23 protein-coding genes and 2 tRNA genes are annotated in these 26,893 nt (G+C 71.2%); 14 read left to right on the plus strand and 11 right to left on the minus strand.

Going from position 1 to position 26,893, the window contains the following annotated elements:
- Window positions 1–135: 135 nt before the first annotated feature.
- The 8 genes from SXIN_RS15160 to rpmH all read right to left on the minus strand — a co-directional run bounded on the left by SXIN_RS15160 (window position 136) and on the right by rpmH (window position 6,031).
- Window positions 136–1,236: a ParB/RepB/Spo0J family partition protein gene (locus SXIN_RS15160; RefSeq protein ID WP_095757100.1), complete on the minus strand. Its 1,101-nt coding sequence runs from the start codon at window positions 1,234–1,236 to the stop codon at window positions 136–138.
- Window positions 1,233–2,351 carry a ParA family protein gene (locus SXIN_RS15165; RefSeq protein ID WP_095757101.1) on the minus strand — a complete coding sequence of 373 codons (1,119 nt, stop codon included), beginning with the start codon at window positions 2,349–2,351 and terminating at the stop codon, window positions 1,233–1,235. Before SXIN_RS15165 ends, SXIN_RS15160 begins: the two co-directional genes overlap by 4 nt.
- 291 nt (window positions 2,352–2,642) lie before the next feature.
- Window positions 2,643–3,371, minus strand: coding sequence for a 16S rRNA (guanine(527)-N(7))-methyltransferase RsmG (rsmG, locus tag SXIN_RS15170; RefSeq protein WP_039820346.1), 729 nt, complete (start codon window positions 3,369–3,371; stop codon window positions 2,643–2,645).
- 135 nt (window positions 3,372–3,506) lie between these two features.
- A complete protein-coding gene (locus SXIN_RS15175; protein ID WP_019707376.1) occupies window positions 3,507–4,013 on the minus strand; it encodes a Jag family protein in 507 nt (168 codons plus the stop codon).
- Between the two features lie 11 nt (window positions 4,014–4,024).
- Window positions 4,025–5,152: a membrane protein insertase YidC gene (gene yidC, locus SXIN_RS15180; RefSeq protein ID WP_019707375.1), complete on the minus strand. Its 1,128-nt coding sequence runs from the start codon at window positions 5,150–5,152 to the stop codon at window positions 4,025–4,027.
- 3 nt (window positions 5,153–5,155) lie between these two features.
- A complete protein-coding gene (gene yidD / locus SXIN_RS15185; protein ID WP_019707374.1) occupies window positions 5,156–5,473 on the minus strand; it encodes a membrane protein insertion efficiency factor YidD in 318 nt (105 codons plus the stop codon).
- Window positions 5,470–5,868, minus strand: a complete 399-nt coding sequence (gene rnpA, locus SXIN_RS15190; RefSeq protein WP_050363748.1) for a ribonuclease P protein component — start codon at window positions 5,866–5,868, stop codon at window positions 5,470–5,472. Before rnpA ends, yidD begins: the two co-directional genes overlap by 4 nt.
- 25 nt (window positions 5,869–5,893) lie before the next feature.
- Entirely contained in the window at window positions 5,894–6,031 is a 138-nt protein-coding gene (gene rpmH / locus SXIN_RS15195; protein ID WP_019707372.1) for a 50S ribosomal protein L34, read from the minus strand.
- 473 nt (window positions 6,032–6,504) lie between these two features.
- Here rpmH and dnaA point away from each other — a divergent pair, with 473 nt between their 5' ends.
- The 11 genes from dnaA to SXIN_RS15255 all read left to right on the plus strand — a co-directional run bounded on the left by dnaA (window position 6,505) and on the right by SXIN_RS15255 (window position 21,691).
- Window positions 6,505–8,379 carry a chromosomal replication initiator protein DnaA gene (gene dnaA / locus SXIN_RS15205; protein ID WP_095757102.1) on the plus strand — a complete coding sequence of 625 codons (1,875 nt, stop codon included), beginning with the start codon at window positions 6,505–6,507 and terminating at the stop codon, window positions 8,377–8,379.
- Between the two features lie 1,040 nt (window positions 8,380–9,419).
- Window positions 9,420–10,550, plus strand: coding sequence for a DNA polymerase III subunit beta (dnaN, locus tag SXIN_RS15210; RefSeq protein WP_019707370.1), 1,131 nt, complete (start codon window positions 9,420–9,422; stop codon window positions 10,548–10,550).
- Between the two features lie 181 nt (window positions 10,551–10,731).
- On the plus strand, window positions 10,732–11,667 hold the full coding sequence (gene gnd / locus SXIN_RS15215; protein WP_019707369.1) for a phosphogluconate dehydrogenase (NAD(+)-dependent, decarboxylating): 936 nt from the start codon (window positions 10,732–10,734) through the stop codon (window positions 11,665–11,667).
- Between the two features lie 8 nt (window positions 11,668–11,675).
- On the plus strand, window positions 11,676–12,866 hold the full coding sequence (gene recF / locus SXIN_RS15220; protein WP_019707368.1) for a DNA replication/repair protein RecF: 1,191 nt from the start codon (window positions 11,676–11,678) through the stop codon (window positions 12,864–12,866).
- Window positions 12,863–13,558 carry a DciA family protein gene (locus SXIN_RS15225; RefSeq protein WP_095757103.1) on the plus strand — a complete coding sequence of 232 codons (696 nt, stop codon included), beginning with the start codon at window positions 12,863–12,865 and terminating at the stop codon, window positions 13,556–13,558. Before recF ends, SXIN_RS15225 begins: the two co-directional genes overlap by 4 nt.
- A gap of 376 nt (window positions 13,559–13,934) precedes the next feature.
- A complete protein-coding gene (gyrB, locus tag SXIN_RS15230; protein WP_019707366.1) occupies window positions 13,935–15,992 on the plus strand; it encodes a DNA topoisomerase (ATP-hydrolyzing) subunit B in 2,058 nt (685 codons plus the stop codon).
- A 95-nt stretch (window positions 15,993–16,087) separates the two neighbouring features.
- Window positions 16,088–18,727: a DNA gyrase subunit A gene (gyrA, locus tag SXIN_RS15235; RefSeq protein WP_019707365.1), complete on the plus strand. Its 2,640-nt coding sequence runs from the start codon at window positions 16,088–16,090 to the stop codon at window positions 18,725–18,727.
- A gap of 3 nt (window positions 18,728–18,730) precedes the next feature.
- Entirely contained in the window at window positions 18,731–19,444 is a 714-nt protein-coding gene (locus tag SXIN_RS15240; protein ID WP_095757104.1) for a DUF3566 domain-containing protein, read from the plus strand.
- Between the two features lie 83 nt (window positions 19,445–19,527).
- Window positions 19,528–19,601 (plus strand) — tRNA-Ile (locus SXIN_RS15245).
- 155 nt (window positions 19,602–19,756) lie between these two features.
- Window positions 19,757–19,897, plus strand: coding sequence for a DLW-39 family protein (locus SXIN_RS32200; protein WP_019706276.1), 141 nt, complete (start codon window positions 19,757–19,759; stop codon window positions 19,895–19,897).
- 270 nt (window positions 19,898–20,167) lie between these two features.
- A complete protein-coding gene (locus SXIN_RS15255; RefSeq protein WP_157916291.1) occupies window positions 20,168–21,691 on the plus strand; it encodes a hypothetical protein in 1,524 nt (507 codons plus the stop codon).
- 57 nt (window positions 21,692–21,748) lie between these two features.
- On the opposite strand, the gene SXIN_RS15260 is transcribed toward SXIN_RS15255, so the two are convergent.
- Together SXIN_RS15260 and SXIN_RS15265 are read right to left on the minus strand one after the other, a co-directional pair.
- On the minus strand, window positions 21,749–23,215 hold the full coding sequence (locus SXIN_RS15260; RefSeq protein WP_095757106.1) for a serine/threonine-protein kinase: 1,467 nt from the start codon (window positions 23,213–23,215) through the stop codon (window positions 21,749–21,751).
- A 29-nt stretch (window positions 23,216–23,244) separates the two neighbouring features.
- Window positions 23,245–23,796: a helix-turn-helix domain-containing protein gene (locus SXIN_RS15265; RefSeq protein WP_039820343.1), complete on the minus strand. Its 552-nt coding sequence runs from the start codon at window positions 23,794–23,796 to the stop codon at window positions 23,245–23,247.
- A 162-nt stretch (window positions 23,797–23,958) separates the two neighbouring features.
- Here SXIN_RS15265 and SXIN_RS15270 point away from each other — a divergent pair.
- Window positions 23,959–24,031, plus strand: a tRNA-Ala gene (locus SXIN_RS15270).
- A gap of 75 nt (window positions 24,032–24,106) precedes the next feature.
- Here SXIN_RS15270 and SXIN_RS15275 read toward each other — a convergent pair.
- A complete protein-coding gene (locus SXIN_RS15275) occupies window positions 24,107–24,853 on the minus strand; it encodes a DUF5324 family protein (protein WP_095757107.1) in 747 nt (248 codons plus the stop codon).
- Between the two features lie 229 nt (window positions 24,854–25,082).
- On the opposite strand from SXIN_RS15275, the gene SXIN_RS15280 reads away from it, so the two are divergent.
- Both SXIN_RS15280 and SXIN_RS15285 read left to right on the plus strand, forming a co-directional pair.
- On the plus strand, window positions 25,083–25,616 hold the full coding sequence (locus SXIN_RS15280; protein ID WP_019707362.1) for a peptidylprolyl isomerase: 534 nt from the start codon (window positions 25,083–25,085) through the stop codon (window positions 25,614–25,616).
- 122 nt (window positions 25,617–25,738) lie between these two features.
- Entirely contained in the window at window positions 25,739–26,638 is a 900-nt protein-coding gene (locus SXIN_RS15285) for a rhomboid family intramembrane serine protease (RefSeq protein WP_019707361.1), read from the plus strand.
- Window positions 26,639–26,893 lie beyond the last annotated feature (255 nt).

Genomic DNA, 26,893 nt, shown 5'->3' on the forward strand with positions numbered 1-26,893 from the left:
CCACTCGCTCTCCGCGCGGACCGCGAAGCCGGCGCCGCCATGCCCTGGGGCATCGTATCCAGCCTGCCTCCGCTGCGGAGCGAAGGCAGAGCACAGGGCGGGTCACCAACTGCGTGACCCGCCCTGTACCTCGTTTCACCTGCCCTCGGCGCTCCCGGCTTCCGCCTCCGGGTCGTGTTCCAGAACCCGGTCCTCTCCCGGAGCGAGCGTCCCCAGGATCCTCTCCAGATCCTCTATCGAGGCGAACTCCACGACGATCTTGCCCTTCTTCTGCCCGAGGTCGACCTTCACCCGGGTCTCGAAGCGGTCGGAGAGCCGCGAGGCCAGCTGGGTGAGCGCGGGGGACACCCGGTTTCCTGCTCGCGGCCCCTTGGGCTTCACCGTGCTGTCCTGCCGGGACCCCATGAGAGTCACGATCTCCTCGACGGCCCGCACCGACAGCCCTTCGGCCACGATCCGGTGGGCGAGGCGGTCCTGCTCCTCCGAATCCTCCACGGACAGCAGGGCCCGTGCGTGCCCGGCGGACAGCACCCCGGCGGCCACACGGCGCTGGACAGGGGTGGAGAGCTTGAGCAGCCGCAGCGTATTGGACACCTGAGGCCGGGACCGGCCGATGCGGTCCGCCAGCTGATCGTGGGTGCACTCGAAATCCTTGAGCAGCTGATCGTAGGCAGCCGCTTCTTCGAGAGGGTTCAGCTGGGCCCGGTGGAGGTTCTCCAGCAGCGCGTCCAGCAGCAGCTTCTCGTCCTCGGTGGCCCGGACGATCGCCGGGATGCGCTCGAGGCCCGCCTCACGGCAGGCACGCCACCGGCGCTCCCCCATGATGAGCTCGTAGCGCTCCGGAGCCAACTGCCGCACCACGACGGGCTGCAGCAGCCCCACCTCTTGGATGGACGTCACCAGCTCGGCCAGGGCGTCCTCGTCGAACACCTCCCGTGGCTGGCGCGGGTTCGGCGTGATCGAGTCCAGGGGCAGTTCCGCGAAATGGGCACCGGCCGGCTGCTCTGCCACCACCTCGGCCGCCGCGGGCACGTCCTCCGCGCTCTCCTCGGCACCGTTCTGGGGCAGCGCGGCCACCCGGGCCGCCGCCACACCGCGCTCCTGGGTGAGAACCGGGACCGCCGTGGGAGAGGTGGCTCCCTGGGACACCGCCGAGACCGGCTGGTCGCCTCCCTGAGGCGCGGCGGGGATCAGCGCGCCGAGCCCCCTGCCCAGACCTCTGCGTCGTTCACTCACTGCGTCCCCTCCGGCCTGCCGTGCTGTTCGTGCTGGGCGTTACCGCCCATGGTGTGGGCGTTGTGACCCTCATAGTTGACTCCCACCCCGCGCAACGCGATCTCCCGGGCCGCTTCGAGGTAGGAGAGAGAACCACTGGAGCCGGGATCATAGGTCAGGACCGTCTGACCGTAGCTGGGGGCCTCCGAGATCCGCACGGAACGCGGGATGCTGGTCCGCAGGACCTCGTTGCCGAAGTGGCTGCGCACCTCGTCCGCGACCTGCGAGGCAAGCCGTGTCCGGCCGTCGTACATCGTGAGCAGAATGGTGGAGACGTGGAGCTTGGGGTTGAGGTGCCCACGTACCAGTTCGACGTTCCTCAGGAGCTGCCCCAGCCCTTCCAGCGCGTAGTACTCGCACTGGATGGGGATGAGGACCTCGGCCCCCGCGACGAGGGCGTTCACGGTCAGCAGCCCGAGCGACGGCGGGCAGTCGATGAGGATGTAGTCCAGCGGCTGTTCATAGGCCTGGATGGCGCGCTGCAACCGGCTCTCCCGGGCCACCAGCGAGACCAGTTCGATCTCCGCGCCGGCCAGGTCGATGGTCGCAGGCGCGCAGAAAAGACCCTCGACATCGGGCACGGGCTGCACGACATCGGAGAGGGGCTTGCTGTCGACCAGGACGTCATACACCGAGGGCACCTCGGCATGGTGGTCGACACCGAGCGCGGTTGAGGCGTTTCCCTGCGGGTCGAGGTCGATCACCAGGACCCGCGCGCCGTGCAGAGCGAGCGATGCGGCGAGGTTGACCGTGGTGGTGGTCTTGCCCACCCCACCCTTCTGGTTGGCCACCACCATGACCCGGGTCTGCTCGGGGCGCGGCAGACCATCACCGGCGCGTCCCAGAGCTTCGACGGCAAGTTGAGCGGCGCGGCCGATGGGGGCGCCGTCCAGGGAGGGCGGGGTTTCACGTGAAACATCAACCCCCGGTGGTGGGGTGTCGGAGGTCACCCCCCGAGAGGGCTCAGCGGCACGGGGACCGGGGACCGGATCGGTCATCGGTCCCGCGATATTGGCGTCGGACCGCAAGGATTCACTCTCCTCGACTTCTGGCTCGCGATAGACAGAGCCTGCCATGCTTTCGGGGTTATGAACCAGCGAGGTCCGTTCTCCTGTGGATGAATCCGCCTCGGACGACCCCTCTGTGGAAAACCGGGCCCCCCGCCGGGGTGAGTCCGACGGTGGGTCGGTTGCCGCTTTCTCGGGCGCGGCGTGGTGGCGGGGCACGGCGGCCCGGCCGCGACTAATGATTCCATGCAACAGGGAGCGACGTTTCACGTGAAACACGATGCATGCGCCCGGGTTCACCGGACGCCACGACACTCCGATTTGGGTGTTTTTGACAGCTTGTATGGAGCAATGGCGGTTTCAGCGCCGCCTTCGCGTACTCCGTGAGGGCCTGGCAACCCGCGCGGCCTTGGCCCGCTTGGCAGCGAAGCGGACACCGCCGGGGCTCTCACCGACCTCGACCCGCACCACCGTGGAGAGGGGCTCCACCACGCCCCCTCCGACATGGAGGACGGAGGTCCGGACGACACCGAGTTTGCTCAGCGCCGCCCTGGCCCCCTTGAGTTCCTCCTCCGCCGTGTCCCCCTTCAAGGCCAGCATTTCACCGTACGGCCGCAGCAGGGGAACGCCCCATCCCGCCAACCGGTCCAGCGGTGCCACGGCCCGCGCCGTCACCACGTGCACGGGTGGCAGGGAGCCCAGCACCTCCTCGGCCCGCCCGCGCACCACCGTGACGTGGTCGAGGCCCAGGAGTTCCACCACCTCCTGCAGGAAAGTGGTCCGCCGCAACAGCGGTTCCAGCAGTGTGATCCGCAGATCCGGACGGACGAGCGCCAGCGGGATGCCCGGCAGCCCTGCCCCGGAACCCACGTCACAGACCGTCACACCCTCGGGTACGGCCTCGGAGAGCACCGCGCAGTTCAGCAGATGCCGTTCCCAGAGCCGGGGTACTTCCCGGGGACCGATCAACCCGCGGCGCACCCCCGCGTCCGCGAGTAGTTCGGCGTAGCGGACCGCTTCCGGGAGGCGCTCGCCGAACACCGTCCGTGCGGCGGGAGGTGCCGGGGGAAGCTCTGCTGCCTCGGTCACGGGACCGTCCTTCCTCGGGTTTCCGGGGCACCGCTGCCCGGACCTACGACGCCCGGCGGGACGCCGGCTTGCAAGGCTCACAAAGTACGGCCCCGCCTGCGAACAGGCGGGGCCGGGGGACACATCCGCGTGCGGTCAGACCGGAAGAACGACGACGCAGCGCTGGGGTTCCTCGCCCTCCGACTCACTGCGGAGGCCCGCGGCGGCGACGGCGTCGTGAACGACCTTGCGCTCGAACGGGGTCATCGGGTTCAGCTTGACCGGTTCTCCGCTGCCCTTCGCCTCTTCCGCGGCCCGCGCGCCCAGCTCCGCGAGCTCCTCGCGCTTGCGGGCGCGGAACCCGGCGATGTCCAGCATCAGCCGGCTGCGGTCACCGGTCTCGCGGTGCACGGCGAGGCGTGTCAGCTCCTGGAGCGCCTCCAGCACCTCGCCGTCACGCCCGACCAGTTTCTGCAGATCACGGCTGGTCGAGTCACTGATGATCGACACCGCTGCCCGGTCACCCTCGACGTCCATGTCGATGTCGCCATCGAGGTCGGCGATGTCCAGCAGACCTTCGAGATAGTCGGCCGCGATATCACCCTCCTGCTCCAGGCGGGTCAGGGTGTCGGCGCCGTCGGTGGCGGTGGTGCCCTCCGTCACTGGGTGGCTCCTCACTTCTTGGTCGGGTGCTTGGGCCGCTGCCGGCCCTTGCGCTGTCCGGACTTGGTGGTGCGGGAGGCGGACGCGCCCCCGGACTGCTTCTGCTGGTCGCCCTGAGCCGGCTTCTTCTCCAGCGAGGGCTTCTCCTGGGCCTTCTCGCCACCCGCCGGCTGCTTGCCCGTACCCGGCCTGGCGGGTCCCTGGGGAGTGGCCGCCTGGCGCTTCGCCTTGGGCTGCCGCTTCGGCTGCTGCCGCTTGGCCCGCGCCTCCTCGACCGCCCGCTTGGCCTCGACCTGGGCCGGGTCCTCCTTGAGCTTGCCCTTGGCGCGGAGCTTCTCCTGGCGCTGCTGGAAGGCGATGCTGCCCGGAGTGGGGTTGCGCTGGATCACGTACATCTGCTGACCCATGGTCCAGACGTTGGTGGTCAGCCAGTAGACCAGGACACCGACCGGGAAGTTGATGCCGAAGACGGCGAACATGATCGGGAAGATGTACATCAGCATCTTCTGCTGCTGCATGAAGGGCGTCTTGACCGTCAGGTCGACGTTCTTCGTCATCAGCTGACGCTGCGTGTAGAACTGCGACGCCGACATCAGGACGATCATGATGACGGTGACCACGCGGACGTCGGCGAGGGTGGCACCGAGACTCTCGACCTTGGCCGCGCTGTCCATGAACTTGGACGCGATCGGAGCACCGAAGATGTGCGCGTTACGGGCGCTGCCGACCAGGTCCTTGCCCATGACGCCGACCGCTTCGTTGTTCGCGATCTTGTTGAGCACCTGGTAGAGCGCGAGGAAGAAGGGCGACTGCGCCAGAATCGGGAGACAGCTCGAGAGCGGGTTGGTGCCCGTCTCCTTGTAGAGCTTCATCATCTCTTCGGACTGGCGCTGCTTGTCGTTCTTGTAGCGCTCCTGGATCGCCTTCATCTTCGGCTGGAGCACCTGCATGTTCCGCGTCGCCTTGATCTGCTTCACGAAGAGCGGGATCAGAGCGATACGGATCAGCACCACCAGCGACACGATGGACAGACCCCAGGCCCAGCCGCTGTTCTCGTCGAAGACAAGGCTGTACAGCGAGTGGAACTGGACGATGATCCAGGAGACGGCGATATAGAGAGGACCGAGGATCGTGTCCACGAATCAGGCTCCTTGGGCGTTGGGCTGAGTCTCGGGCTGTCCCTCGGGCGCCCCGGCGGAGTGAGCACTCCACCGGTTCCGCAGCCGTTGGTGCCAGACCGGATGCTTCCGGGGAGGGACGTGGTCGACGCCACCGGGCGACCACGGATTGCAGCGCAGGATGCGCCAGGCGGTCAGTGCCGTCCCTTTCACCGCGCCGTGCACCCGGATGGCCCCGTAGCCATAGTGTGAACACGACGGGTAGTACTTGCAGACCGGACCCAGCAACGGGCTGATGGTCCACTGATAGAGCTTGATCAACCAGAGCAGCGGATACTTCATCGCTCCGCCTTCTCCTCGGCCTTGCCATGGACGGCCCCACCCAGCAGCCGCCTCAGCGCGGCGTCGAGATCGCGGGTGAGCTCGTGGTGACCGGCCGTTCCCGCCCCGGGCAGTGCCCTTACGACCACCAGGCTACCGGCGGGCAGTGCGGACAACCGCTCCCGTATCAGGTGCCGCAGCCGCCGCTTCACCAGATTCCTGGTCACGGCCCCGCCGACAGCCTTGCTGACAACGAAACCCGCACGCGCCGGGGGAACCTTCTCCCCAGGCGCGTGCGGGTCGGTCGAACCGTTGCGCAGGTGCACGACGAGGAGCGGGCGACCGGCCCGGCGCCCTCGGCGTACCGCGGTGGCGAAGTCCTCGCGCCGCCTCAGCCGATTCTCGGTAGGCAGCACGACATGGACCCTGAGCTCTGGTCGCTCAGGCCGACAGACGCGTGCGGCCCTTGGCGCGGCGGGTCGCGAGGATCGCGCGGCCGGCACGGGTCCGCATACGCAGCCGGAAGCCGTGGGTCTTCGCGCGGCGGCGGTTGTTCGGCTGGAAGGTGCGCTTGCTCACTCGGGGGCTCCACTAGGACTCGGGTATTGCGTGACGTCATCTGGCTGTCACCGTGCGCCCACGAGTAGCTCGCACACGCCCGAGTGCACCGCATGATCGACACTCAAGCGATCTTCGCCCATCGGAGGCAGGCGGCAGCAGCCATCGACAACTCGACCTGCTCACGGTACGCGCGGCCACGTCACCCGGTCAAACCGGGTCCACGCCGGGCACCGGGCCCCGCCGTCGCGCGCGGCCCGTCCCCCGCACCTCTCCCGCAGGCGAGGCTGCGGGCAAGGCTGCGGGAGAGGCCGTGGAAAAGCGGGCGGGCCGAGCATGGCACATTTGTACACACCCTGTGGACAACGACTTGAACCCCGCGCGTCGGCCTGACTACCGTGGCGGAACTCCGGATTCTTCCCTCCCGCCCCGAGAACCACACATCCGTGGGATCCGTCGGCGCCACCCACCCAGTGAGTGAGAGAGCGTGCCTTGTGGCTGACGTACCTGCTGATCTTGCCGCGGTGTGGCCCCGCGTCCTCGATCAGCTTCTCGGCGACGACGCCCAGGGCATCGAGGCCAAGGACCGCCGCTGGCTGAAGGACTGCCAGCCGCTCGTCCTGATCGCCGGGACCGCGGTGCTCGCGGTCCCCAATGAATACGCCAAGGGCGTCCTCGAAGGCCGGCTGTCACCGCTGATCAGTGACGCCCTCAGCCGCGAATGCAACCAGACGGTGCGCCTGGCGGTGACCGTCAGCGCCGCCGAGTCCGGCTCCGCTCCGCCGGCCCCGGCGCAGAACCCGGTACCGCAACAGGCCCAGCACTACGAGGAGCCGCAGCACCCGGATCCGCAGCGGGACGTCTACGACTACGACGGCGGTTACGACGGCTACGGCCGGCCCGCCGACGGCCTGCCCACGGCCCGCCCCGCCTACCCGGACTACCAGCGGGGCCGTCCCGAGCCCGGTGCCTGGCCCCGGCCGCGCGAGGACTACGGCTGGCGCCCGCCCCGGTCCGGCGGCTTCCCGGAGCGCGACCCGTATGCGTCCCCGCACGGGGACCAGCAGCAGGGCCGCCCGCACCGCTACGAGGACGCCCCGCACTACGACGAGCCGCAGCGCTACGAGGACCCCCAGCGCTCCGTGCCACAGCAGGGTGACTACCGGTCCGGCGCCTCCGACCGCCCGCCGTACGGCTCCCAGCACCGCGATCTCCCCGAGCCGCCGGCCGGCCGGAGCCACGGTGGCCCCGGCGGTCCGGCCGGGCTCCCCGCGCCGAGCGGGGCGCCCGGGCCGCTGGCCGCGCAGCCCGCGCCCGCGACCGGCCCGGGCGAGCCCACCGCGCGGCTGAACCCGAAGTACCTCTTCGACACCTTCGTCATCGGTGCCTCCAACCGCTTCGCGCACGCCGCCGCGGTGGCGGTCGCCGAGGCGCCGGCCAAGGCGTACAACCCGCTGTTCATCTACGGGGAGTCGGGGCTCGGCAAGACCCATCTGCTGCACGCCATCGGGCACTACGCGCGGAGCCTCTACCCGGGCACGCGGGTGCGCTACGTGAGCTCCGAGGAGTTCACCAACGAGTTCATCAACTCCATCCGCGACGGCAAGGCGGACGCGTTCCGCAAGCGCTACCGCGACATGGACATCCTGCTGGTCGACGACATCCAGTTCCTGGCGAGCAAGGAGTCGACGCAGGAGGAGTTCTTCCACACCTTCAACACCCTGCACAACGCCAACAAGCAGATCGTCCTCTCCTCGGACCGGCCGCCCAAGCAGCTCGTCACGCTGGAGGACCGGCTCCGCAACCGCTTCGAGTGGGGCCTGATCACGGATGTGCAGCCGCCCGAGCTGGAGACGCGGATCGCGATCCTCCGGAAGAAGGCCGTCCAGGAACAGCTCAACGCCCCGCCGGAGGTCCTGGAGTTCATCGCCTCCCGCATCTCCCGCAACATCCGGGAACTGGAGGGCGCGCTGATCCGGGTGACCGCCTTCGCCAGTCTCAACCGCCAGCCCGTGGATCTCGGCCTGACCGAGATCGTGCTCAAGGACCTGATCCCGGGCGGCGAGGACGCGGCACCGGAGATCACGGCCTCGGCCATCATGGCCGAGACGGCCGCCTACTTCGGGCTCACCGTGGAGGATCTCTGCGGCTCGTCCCGGAGCCGGGTGCTCGTGACCGCCCGCCAGATCGCCATGTATCTCTGCCGGGAGCTGACCGATCTCTCCCTGCCGAAGATCGGCGCCCAGTTCGGCGGACGCGACCACACGACCGTGATGCACGCCGACCGCAAGATCCGCGCGCTGATGGCCGAGCGGCGCTCGATCTACAACCAGGTCACGGAGCTCACCAACCGCATCAAGAACAGCTGACGGACCGCGCGGCCGCCGCGGCGGTACGAGAGGGCGCCCCCGGGAGTACGGCTCCGGGGGGCGCCTTCGGCGTTCCCCGGCCCGTGCCGGCTCCGGCCCGGGCCGCCCGGGTCGCCGGGCCGCGGTGCGCGCCCCGCGGCCCGGGGCGCGCCTTTCCCCGGCCGTCCACGGCCTTCCTGGCCTCTCCCGTGCGCGTCCCCGTTCCCTCTCCCCGCGCGCCTCCGCGCCGGTTCCGGCTTCCCCGGGGAGGTGCGTACACCGCACGCACGTCCCGGCGGCCGTGCTCCGCGCGTCCCGGCGCTGTTCGAATACGTGCCGCCGCAGGGCGGTTCTCCACAGCGGATGGGCAAATGGACCGTCCACACCCTGGGGAGAGGGAAGTTGTCCAGATCTTGTCCACAGCCGGCCCCGTGTGAGGGCGGCACCGGGAGGTCAAGCGCCTGTGGACTTGTGGCTATCCGGTCTCCACAGACTGTGGAGGAACAGCCCGGCCCGCGCGCGACGGTCCGGTTGTCCACCGCCTGCCCACAGGGAAGACCCTGTTGTGCACAGCCTTTCCACACCGTTGTCCACTGTTCGGCAACACAACACCCCTCGTCACCGACAAGAGTGAACTGCATCACATCAACGCGCCGGATTGGGCTGTGCAGAACCTGGGTAAAACTGGGGACGCCGCTGGGGAGAACCCGCCCTTCCCTGTGTACGGCGTGTGCAGAACTCTTCCCCGTCCACAGGACCGGTGAGTTGTCCACCGGTCCCGCCCACAGGACCCGTGGACAAAAAACAGCTGCTGAGCTGCGAAAAGCGGGTTATCCACGGTTTCCACAGGCCCTACTACTACGACCACGTAGTTACAGGGGGAAATCCGTTTCGAAGTGGGGCCTGTGCACAACTCGCCCTCGGGCCGCGCCACGCCTCCCGGCCCGACTTGACCCCGGAGCGCACCGAGTGTCCGTGGTGTGCGTCAGACTGGACCGGCGGCACACAGCCGACGACGAAGGCCAGCAGGGCGAGCCAGCAACAGCAGGAGGCGGCTTACGGTGAAGATCCGGGTGGAGCGCGATGTACTCGCGGAGGCGGTGGCCTGGGCGGCCCGCAGCCTCCCGGCCCGTCCGCCGGTGCCCGTCCTCGCGGGCCTGCTGCTGAAGGCCGAGGACGGTTCCCTGAGCCTGTCGGGCTTCGACTACGAGGTCTCGGCCCGCGTCTCCGTCGAGGCGGACGTGGAGGAGGGCGGCACCGTCCTCGTCTCCGGGCGGCTGCTCGCCGACATCTGCCGCGCCCTGCCGAACCGCCCCGTGGAGATCTCCACGGACGGTGTGCGGGTGACCGTGGTCTGCGGCTCCTCCCGGTTCACCCTCCACACCCTCCCCGTGGAGGAGTACCCGGCGCTGCCGGACATGCCGGACGCCACCGGCACCGTCCCCGGCGAGGTCTTCGCCGCGGCCGCCGCGCAGGTCGCCATCGCCGCCGGCCGGGACGACACCCTCCCGGTGCTCACGGGTGTCCGGATCGAGATCGAGGGCGACACGGTCACGCTGGCCGCCACCGACCGCTACCGCTTCGCGGTGCGCGAGTTCCTGTGGAAGCCCGAGGTCCCCGACCTCTCCGCCGTCGCCCTGGTCCCGGCCAAGACGCTGCTCGACACGGCCAAGTCGCTCACCAGCGGCGACACCGTCAGCATCGCGCTGGCGGGCTCCGGCAAGGGCGAGGGCCTGATCGGCTTCGAGGGCGCCGGCCGCCGCACCACCACCCGCCTCCTCGAAGGCGATCTGCCGAAGTACCGCACCCTCTTCCCGACCGAGTTCAACTCCGTCGCGGTGATCGAGACCGCGCCGTTCGTCGACGCGGTCAAGCGCGTGGCCCTGGTCGCCGAGCGGAACACTCCGGTGCGCCTCAGCTTCGAGCAGGGCGTGCTGATCCTGGAGGCCGGTTCCAGCGACGACGCACAGGCTGTGGAAAGGGTGGACGCCCAGCTCGACGGGGACGACATCTCGATCGCCTTCAACCCCGGCTTCCTGCTGGAGGGCCTGAGCGCCATCGACTCCCCGGTGGCCCAGCTGTCCTTCACCACCTCCACGAAGCCCGCCCTGCTGAGCGGCAGGCCCGCCGTGGACGCGGAGGCGGACGACGCCTACAAGTACCTGATCATGCCGGTGCGACTGAGCGGCTGAGCGGCGGGTACCCGGCGGGAGCAGGAGTCCGCGCGGACCACCGCGCCGGGACCGGCGTTTTGTCCCCGCCGCCCCCTCCGACGTGCGTCTGAGCACCGGAAGCCCACAGGTGAGCGGCGGGTGCCCGGGCGTAGGCTCGGCCGGGTACCAATCGCAACGACTACGTCGAAGAGGGTCACTGATGGAGCTCGGTCTCGTCGGTCTCGGCAAGATGGGCGGCAACATGCGCGAGCGCATCCGCCGCGCAGGTCACACCGTCATCGGATTCGACCACAATCCGGATCTTGCCGATGTCCACAGCCTGGAGGAGCTGGTGGGCCGGCTCACGGGTCCGCGCGTCGTCTGGATCATGGTCCCGGCCGGTGCGGCGACCCAGTCGACCATCGACGCCCTCGGCGAACTGCTCTCCCCCGGGGACGTGGTGGTGGACGGCGGCAACTCCCGCTGGACGGACGACGAGAAGCACGCCCGGGAGCTCGCCGAGAAGGGTGTCGGCTTCGTCGACTGCGGCGTCTCCGGCGGTGTCTGGGGCCTGGAGAACGGCTACGCGATCATGTACGGCGGTGACGCCGCGGACGTGGCCAAGGTCCAGCCGGTCTTCGACGCCCTCAAGCCCGAGGGCGAGTTCGGCGCCGTCCACGCGGGCCGGGTCGGCGCCGGCCACTTCGCCAAGATGGTCCACAACGGCATCGAGTACGCCATGATGCAGGCCTTCGCCGAGGGCTGGGAGCTGCTGGAGGCCGCCGACTCCGTCACGGATGTGCGCGAGGTCTTCCGCAGCTGGCAGGAGGGCACGGTCATCCGCTCCTGGCTGCTGGACCTGGCCGTCCGCGCCCTGGACGACGACGAACACCTCACCGCCCTGCGCGGCTACGCCCAGGACTCCGGCGAGGGCCGCTGGACGGTGGAGGCCGCCCTCGACCACGCGGTGCCGCTGCCCGCGATCACCGCCTCGCTGTTCGCCCGGTTCTCCTCCCGCCAGGACGACTCCCCGGCCATGAAGATGATCGCCGCACTGCGCAATCAGTTCGGCGGCCACGCGGTCACGGCCGCCGCGGGGGGCGAGAAGGGCGCCGACGCCCCGGGCGCCGACGTCGAACCGCCGGTGGGCGGCTGACGGCCCCGATGCACGTAGCCCATCTGTCGCTCGCCGACTTCCGGTCGTACGTCCGGGTCGAGGTCCCCCTCGACCCGGGCGTCACCGCCTTCGTCGGCCCCAACGGCCAGGGCAAGACCAATCTGGTGGAGGCCGTCGGCTATCTCGCCACGCTCGGCAGCCACCGCGTCTCCTCCGACGCCCCGCTGGTGCGGATGGGCGCCGAACGGGCGGTGATCCGGGCCGCGGTGGTCGGCGGCGACCGGCAGCAGCTCGTCGAGCTGGAGCTCAACCCGGGGCGGGCCAACCGGGCCCGGATCAACCGCTCCTCGCAGGTGCGGCCGCGGGACGTCCTCGGTATCACCCGCACCGTGATGTTCGCGCCGGAGGACCTCGCCCTGGTCAAGGGCGACCCCGGGGAGCGCCGGCGCTTCCTGGACGAGCTGATCACCGCCCGCTCCCCGCGCATGGCGGGGGTGCGGTCGGACTACGACCGGGTGCTCAAGCAGCGGAACACGCTGCTCAAGAGCGCCGCGATGGCCCGCCGTCACGGCGGCCGCGGCGCGGATCTCTCCACGCTCGACGTCTGGGACCAGCATCTGGCCCGGACCGGCGCGGAGTTGCTGGCCCAGCGGCTGGATCTGATCGCCGCGCTGCAGCCGCTCGCCGACAAGGCCTACGAGCAACTGGCTCCCGGGGGCGGACCGGTCGTGCTGGAGTACCGCGGCTCGGCGGGTGAGCGGCTGGGTGAGGCGGGCAACCGTGAAGAGCTGTACGAGGTACTGCTGGCGGCGCTCTCGGAGGCCCGCAAACAGGAGATCGAGCGCGGGGTGACGCTGGTCGGGCCGCACCGGGACGACCTGGTGCTCAAGCTCGGCCGGTTCCCGGCGAAGGGCTACGCGAGCCACGGGGAGTCCTGGTCGTACGCGCTCGCGCTGCGCCTCGCCTCCTACGATCTGCTGCGCGCCGAGAGCCCGGCCGGTCCCGGTGTTCCGGCGGCTCCGGAGGGTGGCGGCGGGAGGCGGGCCGGCGAGCCGGTGCTCGTCCTGGACGACGTCTTCGCGGAGCTGGACACCCGCCGCCGCGACCGGCTCGCGGAGCTGGTGGCCCCGGCGGAGCAGGTGCTCGTCACGGCGGCGGTGCCCGAGGACGTGCCGGGCGTGCTGGCGGGAGCGCGGTACGAGGTGGCCGGCGGCACGGTCGAGCGGGTGGCGCCATGACGGACGGCGGAGCGCGCGGACCGGGCGGACCGGGCGGACCGGTCCGCCGGGACGGCCCCGGAGCGCCGGGCCCGGCCGCGGCCGGACCGGGAACCGGCGGCTCGGGCTCCGGCGGTCCGGGAAGCGGCGGCGGGCCCGGATCTCCGGGCCCGGTACCGGCGGGGACGCCGCCGGAGCGCCCCGCGGAGCCGGAGTCATCCGGGGTCGATCTCGCCCGCGTCGCCCTGCGGGCGGCGAAGGAGCAGGCCCGGGCCCGGGGCGCGGCGGCCCAGCAGAAGAAGCAGGCCCGCCGCGGCGGTCTGCGCTCGGGGGCGCGGGCCGACGGCCGGGACCCGCTGCCGCTGGGCGCGGCGATCGACCGTCTGATCACCGACCGCGGCTGGGAGGCCCCGGCGGCGGTGGGCGGCGTGATGGGCCGCTGGCCGCAGATGGTCGGCCCGGATGTGGCGCAGCACTGCGCGCCCGAGCGGTACGACGAGGAGGCGCGGGTGCTGACGGTGCGCTGCGACTCCACCGCGTGGGCCACCCAACTACGCCTTCTGGCGCCTCAGTTGGTGGCCCGGCTCAATGGCGACCTGGGCCGGGGCACGGTCCGGCTGATCAAGGTCCTGGGCCCGGGGGGCGGGCCCAGGCAGGGCTACGGTCCGCTGCGCGCGCCGGGCAGCAGAGGGCCGGGCGACACCTACGGCTGACGCTTCTCCGAGTCCGGGACGGCGCCCGCGTGACCCTCCGCGGAACCCCTCCCCGACCGCCTCGCGGACGGCCCCGGAACCGCCGGGAAACCGCCGCCGGGGCGCCGCGGGGGCGCTGTGACGGATGTGCCTCCCGGGGCGTCCCGCTGCGTGGTCGGGGGTTGACAGCCCGAAGCGCTGAGTGCCCCTGTGGGCCGCTCGGAGCCCGGGCCCGCATATGGGGAGTCGGCGGATGCCGGTTCAGGGCGGCACACAAGGATCCAGGCACCGGCAAACCCCCATTCATGTCAGCGCTACCGGTAGACTGGTGGCCATACCGCCGACTTGCGGAACATGTCGAACGACGCAGCCGCTCCTGCACGCCGGGAGATGGCGTGTGCTGTGCCAGAAAGGGCGCTTCGTGGCCGATTCCGGCAACCCCAACGAGACCAACACCGCTCCCCCCACCGCTTCCGGTGACGGCCCGCCGTCCGTGTACGAGGCCGCACAGGAGGTCGCGTACGACGCCAGCGCGATCACGGTCCTGGAGGGCCTGGACGCGGTGCGCAAGCGGCCCGGCATGTACATCGGTTCGACCGGTGAGCGGGGCCTGCACCACCTTGTGCAGGAGGTCGTCGACAACTCGGTCGACGAGGCTCTGGCCGGGCACGCGGACACCATCGAGGTCACGATCCTCGCCGACGGCGGGGTGCGGGTGACCGACAACGGCCGCGGCATCCCCGTGGGCATCGTCCCGTCGGAGGGGAAGCCCGCCGTCGAGGTCGTGATGACCGTGCTGCACGCGGGCGGCAAGTTCGGCGGCGGCGGCTACGCCGTCTCCGGCGGTCTGCACGGTGTCGGCGTCTCGGTGGTCAATGCCCTGTCGACGCGCGTCGCGGTCGAGGTGCGCACCGAGGGCCACCGCTGGACGCAGGACTACAAGCTCGGGGTGCCGACGGCGCCGCTCGCGAAGAACGAGCCGGTGGAGAACACCGGCACCACGGTCACTTTCTGGGCCGACCCGGACATCTTCGAGACCACCGACTACTCCTTCGAGACGCTGGCGCGGCGCTTCCAGGAGATGGCCTTCCTCAACAAGGGCCTGGCCATCTCGCTGACCGACGAGCGCGCGGACCATGTGGACGAGGAGGGCAAGCCGCTCTCCGTCCGGTACCACTACGAGGGCGGCATCGTCGACTTCGTGAAGTACCTCAACTCCCGCAAGGGCGAGCTGGTCCACCCCTCCGTCATCGACATCGAGGCGGAGGACAAGGAGCGGCTGCTCTCGGTGGAGATCGCGATGCAGTGGAACGCCCAGTACACCGAGGGCGTCTACAGCTTCGCGAACACCATCCACACCCACGAGGGCGGTACGCACGAGGAGGGCTTCCGGGCCGCGCTGACGGGGCTGATCAACCGCTACGCGCGCGAGAAGAAGCTGCTGCGGGAGAAGGACGACAACCTCACGGGCGAGGACATCCGCGAGGGCCTGACGGCGATCATCTCGGTCAAGCTGGGCGAGCCGCAGTTCGAGGGCCAGACGAAGACCAAGCTGGGCAACACCGAGGCGAAGACCTTCGTCCAGAAGATCGTCCACGAGCACTTCATGGACTGGCTGGACCGCAATCCCAACGAGGCCGCGGACATCATCCGCAAGGGTATCCAGGCCGCCACGGCCCGGGTCGCGGCTCGCAAGGCGCGCGATCTGACCCGCCGCAAGGGCCTGCTGGAGAGCGCGTCGCTGCCGGGCAAACTGAGCGACTGCCAGTCCAACGACCCCACCAAGTGCGAGATCTTCATCGTCGAGGGCGACTCCGCCGGCGGCTCGGCCAAGTCCGGCCGGAACCCGGAGTACCAGGCGATCCTCCCGATCCGCGGCAAGATCCTCAACGTCGAGAAGGCGCGGATCGACAAGATCCTCCAGAACCAGGAGGTGCAGGCGCTGATCTCGGCCTTCGGCACCGGGGTGCACGAGGACTTCGACATCTCCAAGCTCCGCTATCACAAGATCATTCTGATGGCGGACGCCGATGTCGACGGCCAGCACATCAACACCCTGCTGCTGACATTCCTCTTCCGCTTCATGCGCCCGCTGGTCGAGGCCGGTCACGTCTATCTCTCCCGCCCGCCGCTCTACAAGATCAAGTGGGGCCGCGACGACTTCGAGTACGCCTACTCGGACCGCGAGCGGGACGCGCTGATCACCCTCGGCCGGGAGAGCGGCAAGCGGATCAGGGACGACTCGGTCCAGCGCTTCAAGGGTCTGGGCGAGATGAACGCCGAGGAGCTCCGCATCACGACCATGGACACCGACCACCGGGTGCTGGGCCAGGTCACCCTGGACGACGCGGCCCAGGCGGACGACCTGTTCTCGGTGCTCATGGGCGAGGACGTCGAGGCGCGGCGCTCCTTCATCCAGCGCAATGCCAAGGACGTCAGATTCCTGGACATCTGACGCGTCCCGGCATCCGCTTCTGGACTCCGGCGCGGCGCCGGCCCCGATCCGGGCCGGTGCCCCGTGCCGTACCTCGAAAGGACTTCTGAACTGTCATGGCCGACGTGACCCCGCCTCCCTCCGAAGGCGGCCCCGCCGTCCCCGTTCCCGTCAGCCCCGAGGGCGAGCCCGTCGCCATCGAGGGCGTGGGCATGCGGGTCGAGCCGGTGGGCCTCGAAACGGAGATGCAGCGCAGCTATCTCGACTACGCGATGTCCGTCATCGTGTCGCGTGCGCTGCCCGACATCCGCGACGGACTCAAGCCGGTGCACCGCCGGGTGCTGTACGCCATGTACGACGGCGGCTACCGCCCGGAGAAGGGCTTCTACAAGTGCGCCCGCGTCGTCGGCGACGTCATGGGCACGTACCACCCGCACGGCGACTCCTCGATCTACGACGCGCTGGTCCGCCTGGCGCAGCACTGGTCGATGCGGCTGCCGCTCGTCGACAGCAACGGCAACTTCGGCTCCCCGGGCAACGACCCGGCCGCGGCCATGCGGTACACCGAGTGCAAGATGACGCCGCTGTCGATGGAGATGCTCCGGGACATCGACGAGGAGACCGTCGACTTCCAGGACAACTACGACGGCCGCAACCAGGAGCCGACGGTCCTGCCGTCCCGCTTCCCGAATCTGCTGATCAACGGCTCGGCCGGGATCGCGGTCGGCATGGCCACGAACATCCCGCCGCACAACCTCCGCGAGGTGGCGGCGGGCGCGCAGTGGGCGCTGGAGAACCCGGAGGCATCCCGCGAGGAGCTGCTGGACGCGCTGATCCAGCGCATCAAGGGCCCGGACTTCCCGACCGGCGCGCTCGTCGTGGGCCGGAAGGGCATCGAGGAGGCGTACCGCACGGGCAGAGGCTCGATCACCATGCGGGCCGTGGTGGAGGTCGAGGAGATCCAGGGCCGCCAGTGCCTGGTGGTCACCGAACTGCCCTACCAGGTCAACCCGGACAACCTCGCGCAGAAGATCGCCGACCTGGTGAAGGACGGCAAGGTCGGCGGGATCGCCGACGTCCGCGACGAGACCTCCTCGCGCACCGGCCAGCGGCTCGTCATCGTGCTCAAGCGGGACGCGGTCGCCAAGGTCGTGCTGAACAACCTCTACAAGCACACCGATCTGCAGACCAACTTCGGTGCCAACATGCTGGCCCTGGTGGACGGCGTGCCGCGCACGCTCTCCCTGGACGCCTTCATCAAGCACTGGGTGGACCACCAGATCGAGGTCATCGTCCGGCGGACGCGGTTCCGGCTGCGGAAGGCCGAGGAGCGGGCGCACATCCTGCGCGGCCTGCTCAAGGCGCTCGACGCGATCGACGAGGTCATCGCGCTGATCCGGCGCAGCGACACCGTCGACACGGCCCGCGGCGGCCTGATGGGTCTGCTGGAGATCGACGAGATCCAGGCGAACGCGATCCTGGAGATGCAGCTCCGCCGGCTGGCGGCCCTGGAGCGGCAGAAGATCACCTCGGAGCACGACGACCTCCAGGCCAAGATCACCGACTACAACGAGATCCTGGCCTCCCCCTCGCGGCAGCGGCACATCGTCAGCGAGGAACTGGCCGCGCTGGTCGAGCGGTTCGGCGACGACCGGCGCAGCAAGCTGGTGCCCTTCGAGGGCGACATGTCCATCGAGGACCTGATCGCCGAGGAGGACATCGTCGTCACCATCACGGGCGGCGGTTACGTCAAGCGCACCAAGACGGTGGACTACCGCTCCCAGAAGCGCGGCGGCAAGGGCGTCCGGGGCACCAAGCTGAAGCAGGACGACATCGTCGACCACTTCTTCGTCTCGACCACCCACCACTGGCTGCTGTTCTTCACGGACAAGGGCCGGGTCTACCGGATCAAGGCGTACGAGCTGCCGGACGCGGGCCGGGACGCGCGCGGCCAGCACGTCGCGAATCTGCTGGCCTTCCAGCCGGACGAGAAGATCGCCCGGATCCTGGCCATCCGTGACTACGACGCGATGCCGTACCTGGTGCTCGCCACCAAGTCCGGCCTGGTGAAGAAGACCCCGCTCAAGGACTACGACTCGCCGCGCTCGGGCGGCGTCATCGCGATCAACCTCCGGGAGACGGAGGACGGCCGCGAGGACGAACTGATCGGCGCGGAGCTGGTGTCGGCCGACGATGACCTGCTGCTGATCAGCAGGAAGGCCCAGTCGATCCGGTTCACCGCCTCGGACGAGACGCTGCGCCCGATGGGGCGGGCCACGTCGGGCGTGAAGGGCATGAGCTTCCGCGAGGGCGACGAACTCCTCTCGATGAATGTCGTCCGGCCGGGTACTTTCGTCTTCACCGCCACCGACGGCGGTTACGCGAAGCGGACGAACGTCGACGAGTACCGCGTCCAGGGCCGCGGCGGCCTCGGTATCAAGGCCGCCAAGATCGTGGAGGACCGCGGTTCGCTGGTGGGCGCTCTGGTGGTCGAGGAGAGCGATGAGATCCTCGCCATCACGCTGAGCGGCGGTGTGATCCGGACACGGGTCAACGAGGTCAGGGAGACGGGCCGTGACACCATGGGCGTCCAACTGATCAACCTGGGCAAGCGCGATGCCGTGGTCGGTATCGCCCGGAACGCCGAGGCCGGACGTGCGGCTGAAGAGGTCGAGGAAATCGCCGACGCAGCCATCGCGGCCGAGCCCGAGGCGGCCGGGGACGAGGAGTCCTCGGCCGGAAGCCAAGAGGAGTAAGCCGTGAGTGGAGCCACGGGCACCGGCGCGGGTGGTGCGGAGGCCGAGGGGCGACACGTACCCCCCGGGGCCACCGGAACGGGCGGTGCCCGCGGCCCCGCCGCGGCCGGCGGCCCACCGCACGCCGCCCCGTATCCGGCAGGCACACACCATGGGGGGACCGCCGCTGTGACGGACACGCGCCAGCCCTATCCGCAGCAGCCGGCGGAGCCGTACCACCCGCCGCAGGCCTACGCGTCACCCGCCGAGGCGGGGCAGCCGCCCGTCGCGGTCCCGGCCCAGGCGCCGGGGCAGCCGGTGCGCAGACCGCGCACCGGCGCGGGGGCCCGTACGGTCCCGCGGACGCGCAAGGCGCGGCTGCGGGTCGCCAAGGCGGACCCGTGGTCGGTGATGAAGGTCGGCTTCCTGCTGTCCATCGCGCTGGGCATCTGCACCGTCATCGCCGTGGCGGTGCTGTGGATGGTGCTGGACGCCATGGGGGTGTTCAGCACGGTCGGCACGACGATCGGGCAGGCGACGCAGTCCGGCGAGGGCGGCGGTGGCGGTTTCGACCTGGAGTCGTTCCTGTCGCTGCCGCGGGTACTGATGTTCACCTCGGTCATCGCGGTGATCGATGTGGTGCTGGCGACGGCTCTGGCCACGCTGGGCGCCTTCGTCTACAACCTCTCCGCCGGCTTCGTCGGTGGTGTCGAGCTGACGCTCGCCGAGGACGAGTAGCGGCCGGGCGGGGGCGCCTCACCACCTGCGGAACCGATTTTGGGACCGGGCCCGGTGTGCGCTAATCTTCAGGGGCAGCGCGCGGGGCTATAGCTCAGACGGTTAGAGCGCTTCCCTGATAAGGAAGAGGCCACAGGTTCAAGTCCTGTTAGCCCCACTCCTGTGCATCGGCCCGGACGGATCCCGTCCGGGCCGATCTCGTCTGTCCCGGCGGCCGGTTGGCGCTCCCGCCGGAGGTCACCGAAGGGTATCGGCCGGTGTGTATAGTCGGGCGGCAGAGGTCCCCTACGTCAAGAAGGACGAGGTAGCGCGGTGAAGAAGCTGCTCCTGGTCGCACTGGCCGCCATCGGCGGGCTCCTCGTGTACCGCCAGATCCAGGCGGACCGCGCCGAGCAGGATCTGTGGACGGAGGCGACCGACTCCGTGCCCGCAGGTTCGGGTTCCGGTGTGTGAGAACGACGCCAAGCCTGTACGAGCCCCGGCCGCCGTGAGCGGCCGGGGCTTCGTGCTGTCCGGCCGTTCAGGGCGGCCCCTTGCTGTTGCTCCAGCGAATAAATATGGTGCAAAAGCAAAGAGTCCTGGCCGGTCCGGGCGGGGGCACGGGGCGCGGCGGGCGGATCCCGGCCGTGCCGCGCGGCGGTGCCCCGCACCGCCGTACGCTGCGTGCTCGTACGTCCGGGGCCCGGCGGGGACGGCCGGGGGACGACGGAGGGCGGTCGTGCGATGAGGCAGGGCGCAGGGGGAGGGACCCGGCTCGCCGCGGTGGCGGCACTGTGCGCGGCGGTGCTGTGCGGGGTGTTACCGGTCCCGGGGCGGCCCGCCGCGGCGGCCGACGGCCGGGCGGACCCCCCGTCGGCGTACCGGACCGCCGAGGATGCCGAGCGGACCGAGGGCACCGCGAGCGGCACCGGCGCCCCGGAGCTGAAGGCCCGCCACCACTACACCGACGCGATCGGCGCCGGCGAGACCCTCACCTACCGGGTACGGCTGGACGAGGAGTCCAACGCCCATCTCTCCGCGGTCGCCGCGCTTCCGCCCGCCGGCGGAACGGCCTACGGCGACGGCGTCGAGGTGACCCTGCGGAGCGCGGACGGGGCCCGGTGCGACGGTATGCGCGCCACGGCCGGTCCCGGCGGCTTCGGCCTGCCGGTCGCCGCCACCGCCTCCCGTCTCGTCCGGCCCAACGCGAGCTGCCAGGAGGCCGGCGAGTATCTGTTCACCGTCGAGCGCACCGGTGACGCCACCTCCGGGCCGGGGGACTGGCCGCTGGAGATCTCCTTCCTGGCGGAGCCCGGTGTCACCGGCGGGGCCACCGAGGCGCCCGGCGGGGCCGGGTGGAGCACCGAGCCGCCCGCCGCTCCCGGCGGCGCGGGCGGTCTCCCGCGGAAGGTGCGGGGCGGCACCGGATTCAACGACGCGGCCGCCACCGGTACGGGGGTCTGGAGGGACCGGCTGGAGCCCGGCGAGACGCTCTTCTACAGGATCCCGGTCGACTGGGGCCAGCGGCTCCGTGTCACCGCGGAGGTGGGCGGCGCCGAGCTCACCGGCGGCGGTGCCCCCCACCTCGGCAGCGGAGTGCTGCTGCGGCTCCACAACACGGCCCGCACCCCCGTCCACGAGCAGGGCGCGGCCTTCGACGGCCGGCCGAAGAAGCTGGGGTTCTCCACCGCGCCCGCCGCGTTCGGCCACCGGTTCAGCGGCACCGCCAAGGTCGGGGAGATGCGCTTCGCCGGCTGGTACCACCTGTCGGTGGCCCTGACCCCGGAGGCGGCCGGGCACATGGAGGGCGGTGTGGACCTCACCCTCCGGCTGGCCGTGGAGGGCGAACCACAGCCCGGGCCGGCCTACGGCGGCGACGCGGCCGCGGCCGGATTCGCCGTCTCCGACGAGGACCGGGAGCGGGCGGCGGAAGGCCGGGCGACGGCGCCGGAGCAGGCGGGCGGGGTGAAGGACGGGGAGACGGCCGGGGACGGGGCGCTGCGGACCGTCGGAATCGCGGGCATCGGTGCGGGCACCGTGCTGCTGCTGGGGCTCGCGGTCTGGACACTGGCCGCCCGGCGCCGTACGGCCGGGCCCGCCGCCGCGGCCACCACGACCGCCGGACCCGCCGGCACCGCCGCGCCCGGCGGAGTGCCGCACCTGCCGGCACCGGGCCGACCGCCGGAGCATCCGCTGCCGGGAGGCCCCGGGCCGGAGAGCACGCCGCCGGAGCGGCACGGCGGCTACGGGCAGCCGCCCCGGCACTGACCCGGGTCCCGGAACCGGCTCACGCCCCGGCACGGGTTCCCCGGCGGAGCCGACGGCTCACCCGGCGGTCAGGGCCCAGATGCCAACGGCGTAGCACAGCAGCGCCAGGAAGAGCACCGGAACGGCCACTTTCGCGGGCGGCCCCGGCCGCCTCCGCACCGGAGCGCGGTGAGCCGCCGGGCGGCGTGCGGCGGCACCGGGGGGCCCGGCGGCCGCGGGGATGCCGGGAGCGGTGTACGGGCCCGTGGCGGCGTAGTCGCGGGGTACGTCGGCGGTGGTGGCCTGGGAGAAACCGGGGGAGCCGGGGAAGGCCGCGGGAGGCACGGGCCCCGCCGTGCCGTGGCGGGGGGCGCCGGGGAGCGGGGTACCGGTGAACGGGCCGGGCGGGGGAGCGTACGCGGGAGCCGGGACCGGGACCGGGGCCGGGGTCGGGGTCGGCGGTGTGGCCGGCGGCTCGGGAACCGGCGGCGCGGCCGGTCCCGGGTGCGCCGGGGAGCGGGCCGGGGGCGCCAGGGTGAAACTGCCGGTGTCCGTCAGCGAGGAGCCGGGCGCCGTGGTGGCCGCCGGTCCGCCCGGTCCGGGAGTCCGGGCACCCCCGGTTCCGTCCCCCTCGCCGTCCGCCGCCGGTGCCGCACGCCGCGGCCGTAACGGGCCATCGGGCCCGAACCCCTCCGGCAGCGGCCCGAGTTGGTCGAAGACCTCCACGGCCTCCTCGTCCACCGCGCCCTCCGGCAGCAGTTCGACGGCGGCGGCCAGCGCCCTGCGGGCGCCGGTGGCGGTACGGAACCGGGCGCCGGGGTCCGGCTGCAGCAGGCCGGCCAGCGCCTGCCAGAGCGGCTCCGGCACCTCCTCGGGGGCGTCCGGCACGCCGTGCGCCGTGAACCGCTCGACGAGCGCTTGGGCGTCGGGTTTGTGCCCCGTCAGCAGGTAGAGGGCCAGCAGGCCGGTGGCGAACAGGTCGGCGGGGAAGTCGGGTTCGGCGCCCAGCATCTGCTCGGGCGCGAAGTAGCCGGGGGTGCCGACCACGTAGTCGGTCTCCGTCAGCCGGGGTTCTCCCTTGCGCAGGGCGATGCCGAAGTCGGAGAGCCGCAGATGCGGGCGCCGGACCCCGGTGGCCTCCAGCAGGACGTTGGCCGGCTTGATGTCCCGGTGGATGACGCCCTCCGCGTGCACCGCGGCCAGCCCGGAGAGCAACTGGTCCAGCAGCAGGCAGACATAGCGGGGCGGCAGCGGCCCGTAGTCGCCGATGAGATGGGCCAGCGAGCCGCCGCGCACCAGGTCCATGGTGAAGAGGACCTTGTCGTCGTCCGCGGCCCAGCTCGCCGGGGCCAGCACGTGCGGGTGGTCGATGCGCAGCGCCTGTTCCCGTACGAAACGCAGCAGCGTGTGGGCGTCGCTCTGCCGCAGCACCTTGGCGGCGACGTAACGGCGCCTCCGGTGGTCCCAGGCGCGCCAGACGGCGCCCGCCCCGCCCCGGCCGACCGGGTCGACCAGCTCGTACCGCCCGGCGAAGACCTCACCCATCGTGCCGCCTCCCCTCGCGGACCGTCCGGTCAGCTCTGGTGCGCCTCGTAGTGGGCGACCGCTTCCGCGGTCCGCCCGGCACCGTACACCCGGAGGAACTCCGCCAGTTCGGGCTGGGAGGGCGCGAGCGCCTCGGCGGCCTCGATGATGTCCCCGGCGGCGGCGACGGAACGCAGCAGCGACTGGATCTCGCGCACCACCCGGCGCACGGTGGGCGCGCCCGAACTGGAGGTCGTCTGCGAGCCGGTGGGGGTGAGCACCGAACCGCCCGAGCTCCGTTTGATCTCCTCCATGCGTTCCGCGGCCTCGGCCGCGCTGACGCTGCCGCCCGCGACCTGCGCGGCCAGCTCCTGCAGCGCCTGCACGCGCTGCACGACGGCCGGGTTGCCGATCTTCGCCCGCTGGCCGCTCATGAGCTGCGACAGCATGGGTGCCGAGAGTCCCAGCACAGCGGCGAGCCTGGCCTGGTTGAGCCCCAGATCGTCGATGAGCCGCCGGAAGAGCGCCCCCAGCGGTTCCCCGTACCAGCTCCGCTGCATCTCGCGGGCTCTCGCGGTGGCTTCCTGCTGTGCTGCTTCCATGGCGACTCCCCTTCGCTGCTGCGAACCTCGCGCCGCCATCCTACGGAGCGTGACGGGGGATCGGGAGTCCCCGTCCTTTGCCGGGATCACTCCGCGGACCCGGTACTCTTGTCTGCGGCGGACACCGGAGCGCGCCCGCGCGCGACGGGGGTTCACCGGCCCGGGGCCTTAGCTCAGTTGGTAGAGCGCTGTCTTTGCATGGCAGATGTCAGGGGTTCGACTCCCCTAGGCTCCACGCGCACGACGAACGGCGGGAGACGACTGGTCTCCCGCCGTTCCGCTGCTCCCGGCCGCTCGCGCGGGTACCGGTTCAGCGCTTTTCGTCGCTTTCCGTAGCGCCGCCGGTCTCCGCTTCCCCCTCGGGGACGCCGGTCTGGTGGGAGCGGAGCTCCGCGTCCAGCTCGTCCTGTTCGGTGCCGTCCACGGACGCCAGGGGCGCCCGCTCGCCGAGTTCGGTCGCGGCGGGCGGCTCGACCAGCCAGTCGGGGTTGGCCTGCTTGTCCCACCACTTCCAGGCGGCGACGGCGGCGCCCGCCAGGGCGCCCAGGATCAGCAGCCGCTTCGCGGCCCGGCCGTTGCGGGCGCGGCGCTCGCGCTTCCTCACCAGCTTCTGGATCTCCGCGGAGGTGACCTGCCCGCGGATCGCGGCCACCGCGGCGGCACTGCGCGCGGCTGCCTCGGCGCGGGCGGGCTCGGCCGCGGCGATGGCGTCGGCCAGCGCGTGCTCGACCCTCGGCACGGCGTAGTCGGCGGCCTGGCGGGCGGTCCTCTGCGCCCGGACCACCGCCTTCTGCGCCGCCAGATCGACCTTGGGCGGCAGCTGGCCGCGGGCCTGCTCGATCCGGGGCTGCAGCGCGCCGTACTGCGCGCGGGCCGTGGTGCGGGCCTGCAGCGCGGCCTGCGACACCTTCGGCGCCAGCTTGGCCCGGGCCTCGTGCGCGTAGTGCGCCGCCTGGTGCCTGGCCGTGCCGGCGTACGGCGCCACCACCTCCGCTGCGTGCAGCACGCTCTCCTTCGCGGTGTCGGTCGCGGCGCGCACGCTGTCGATGCGTGTCACGGGATCCTCCTCCTCGGTGGTGGAACACGGGTGCCTGGGGGATCCCCCAGTAGGGACGCAGTTCGCCTATCCACCCGAAGAGAGATCATGCCCGCGGCGGCGGGGCACGGCATGCGGTGACGCGCATCCGGGTGGGGCCGGGCGGGCGGGCGGATCGGTGGTTGCTCGTCGCCGCGGGGCCGGGCGTGCGAGGATCGGGGGCGTCAGTGAGAACTACGGAAGGCAGATCGTGGCCGAGCAGCTCTACGCCACCCTGAAGACCAACCACGGAGACATCGAGGTACGGCTGCTGCCGAACCACGCCCCGAAGACGGTCAAGAACTTCGTCGAGCTCGCCCGGGGCGAGCGTGAATGGACGCACCCCCGGACCGGCAAGAAGACCAGCGACCGCCTCTACGACGGCACGGTCTTCCACCGGGTCATCAGCGGCTTCATGATCCAGGGCGGGGACCCGCTGGGCAACGGCACGGGCGGACCGGGCTACGAGTTCGGGGACGAGTTCCACCCCGACCTCTCGTTCGACCGTCCGTACCTGCTCGCCATGGCCAACGCCGGCCCGGGCACCAACGGTTCGCAGTTCTTCATCACCGTCTCGCCCACGGCGTGGCTGACGAACAAGCACACCATCTTCGGTGAGGTCGCGAACCCGGAGGGGCAGAAGGTCGTGGACACCATCGCGGCGCTCCCCACCAACCCGCGCACCGACCGTCCGACGCAGGACGTGGTGATCGAGTCGGTCGTCGTGGAGACCCGCGAGGGCTGAACCACGGCCGGCGGACCGCCGGAGGACCGCCCCGCCCGTCCGCGGACGCCGGCCGGGGCGGTCCGCTGGCCGCCGCACCGTACGACGCAGGACCGCAGGGCCCGCAGGACCGAGGGGGATCGATGGAGCAGGCGCCGGGAAACCCGGAACGGCCCGCGGCCGAGGGCGGTCTGCCCGGCTGCTACCGGCATCCGGACCGTGAGACCGGGATCAGCTGTGTCCGCTGTGAGCGGCCCATCTGCCCGGACTGCATGATCAGTGCCTCGGTCGGCTTCCAGTGCCCGGACTGTGTGCGGAGCGGTTCGGGCACGGGGCACGCGCCCGGAGCCAACCGGCCGCGGACCCTGGCGGGCGGAGTGCAGACCGCCGATCCGCGGCTGGTGACGAAGATCCTGCTGGCCGTCAATGTGGCGGTCTGGATCGCGGCCCTGGTGATCCAGGACCGGTTCATCGACTCCCTCGACATGCTCGGCCTGGCCGTGGACCGCGGTACGGGCGAGGTGGTCGGCGTCGCCGACGGCGAGTGGTACCGGCTGCTGACCTCGGCGTTCCTGCACGAGCAGCCGATGCACATCGCGTTCAACATGCTCGGTCTGTGGTGGCTCGGCGGACCGCTGGAGGCGGCCCTGGGCCGGGTCCGCTACCTGGCGCTCTATCTGCTGTCCGCGCTCGGCGGCAGCGCCCTGTCCTATCTGCTCGCGGCCCAGAACCAGCCGTCGCTGGGCGCTTCCGGCGCGATCTTCGGACTGCTGGGGGCCACCGTCGTGCTGCTGCGGCGGATGAACCAGGACATGCGCCCGGTGGTCATCCTGCTGGTGCTGAACCTGTTCATCACCTTCACCTGGGCCGACATCGCCTGGCAGGCGCACATCGGCGGCCTGGTCGTCGGTGCCGTGGTGGCGTTCGGCATGGTGCACGCCCCGCGAGGCCGGCGCGAGCTGGTGCAGTGGCTGACCTGCGGGGCGGTGCTGCTGGTGATCGCCGTGGTGCTCTGGGCCCGTACCCTGCAGCTTCTGGGCTGAGCACCCCCGGGCACCTCCGGACCGAAGGTTTTCCGCAGCGTGACGGCCGTTGTCCACAGCGGGTGCGGGATCTTGTGCACAGTGTTGGCGAGGGAGCGGGCACCCTCCGTCAACACCAGGTTGACCTGCGCTTTTGCGGACCGGGCTGCGGATTGTACGACAACGAGGCAGTCGTATCGGCGGTCTGCCCGGCTGAGTTATCCACAGCTCTTAGTATCTTTTCCCCTGCTGTGGATAACTCTGTGGACAACGTGT

Source organism: Streptomyces xinghaiensis S187, from assembly GCF_000220705.2.
GTDB lineage: Bacteria > Actinomycetota > Actinomycetes > Streptomycetales > Streptomycetaceae > Streptomyces > Streptomyces xinghaiensis.

Bases quoted from the DNA above. Each gene is read 5' to 3' on its own strand.
- SXIN_RS15165 (WP_095757101.1), bottom strand. From the start codon at position 2,351: ATGGCAGGCTCTGTCTATCGCGAGCCAGAAGTCGAGGAGAGTGAATCC.
- yidD (WP_019707374.1), bottom strand. From the start codon at position 5,473: ATGAAGTATCCGCTGCTCTGGTTGATCAAGCTCTATCAGTGGACCATC.
- gnd (WP_019707369.1), top strand. From the start codon at position 10,732: ATGGAGCTCGGTCTCGTCGGTCTCGGCAAGATGGGCGGCAACATGCGC.
- recF (WP_019707368.1), top strand. From the start codon at position 11,676: ATGCACGTAGCCCATCTGTCGCTCGCCGACTTCCGGTCGTACGTCCGG.
- SXIN_RS15225 (WP_095757103.1), top strand. From the start codon at position 12,863: ATGACGGACGGCGGAGCGCGCGGACCGGGCGGACCGGGCGGACCGGTC.
- gyrA (WP_019707365.1), top strand. From the start codon at position 16,088: ATGGCCGACGTGACCCCGCCTCCCTCCGAAGGCGGCCCCGCCGTCCCC.
- SXIN_RS15255 (WP_157916291.1), top strand. From the start codon at position 20,168: ATGAGGCAGGGCGCAGGGGGAGGGACCCGGCTCGCCGCGGTGGCGGCA.
- SXIN_RS15260 (WP_095757106.1), bottom strand. From the start codon at position 23,215: ATGGGTGAGGTCTTCGCCGGGCGGTACGAGCTGGTCGACCCGGTCGGC.
- SXIN_RS15265 (WP_039820343.1), bottom strand. From the start codon at position 23,796: ATGGAAGCAGCACAGCAGGAAGCCACCGCGAGAGCCCGCGAGATGCAG.
- SXIN_RS15285 (WP_019707361.1), top strand. From the start codon at position 25,739: ATGGAGCAGGCGCCGGGAAACCCGGAACGGCCCGCGGCCGAGGGCGGT.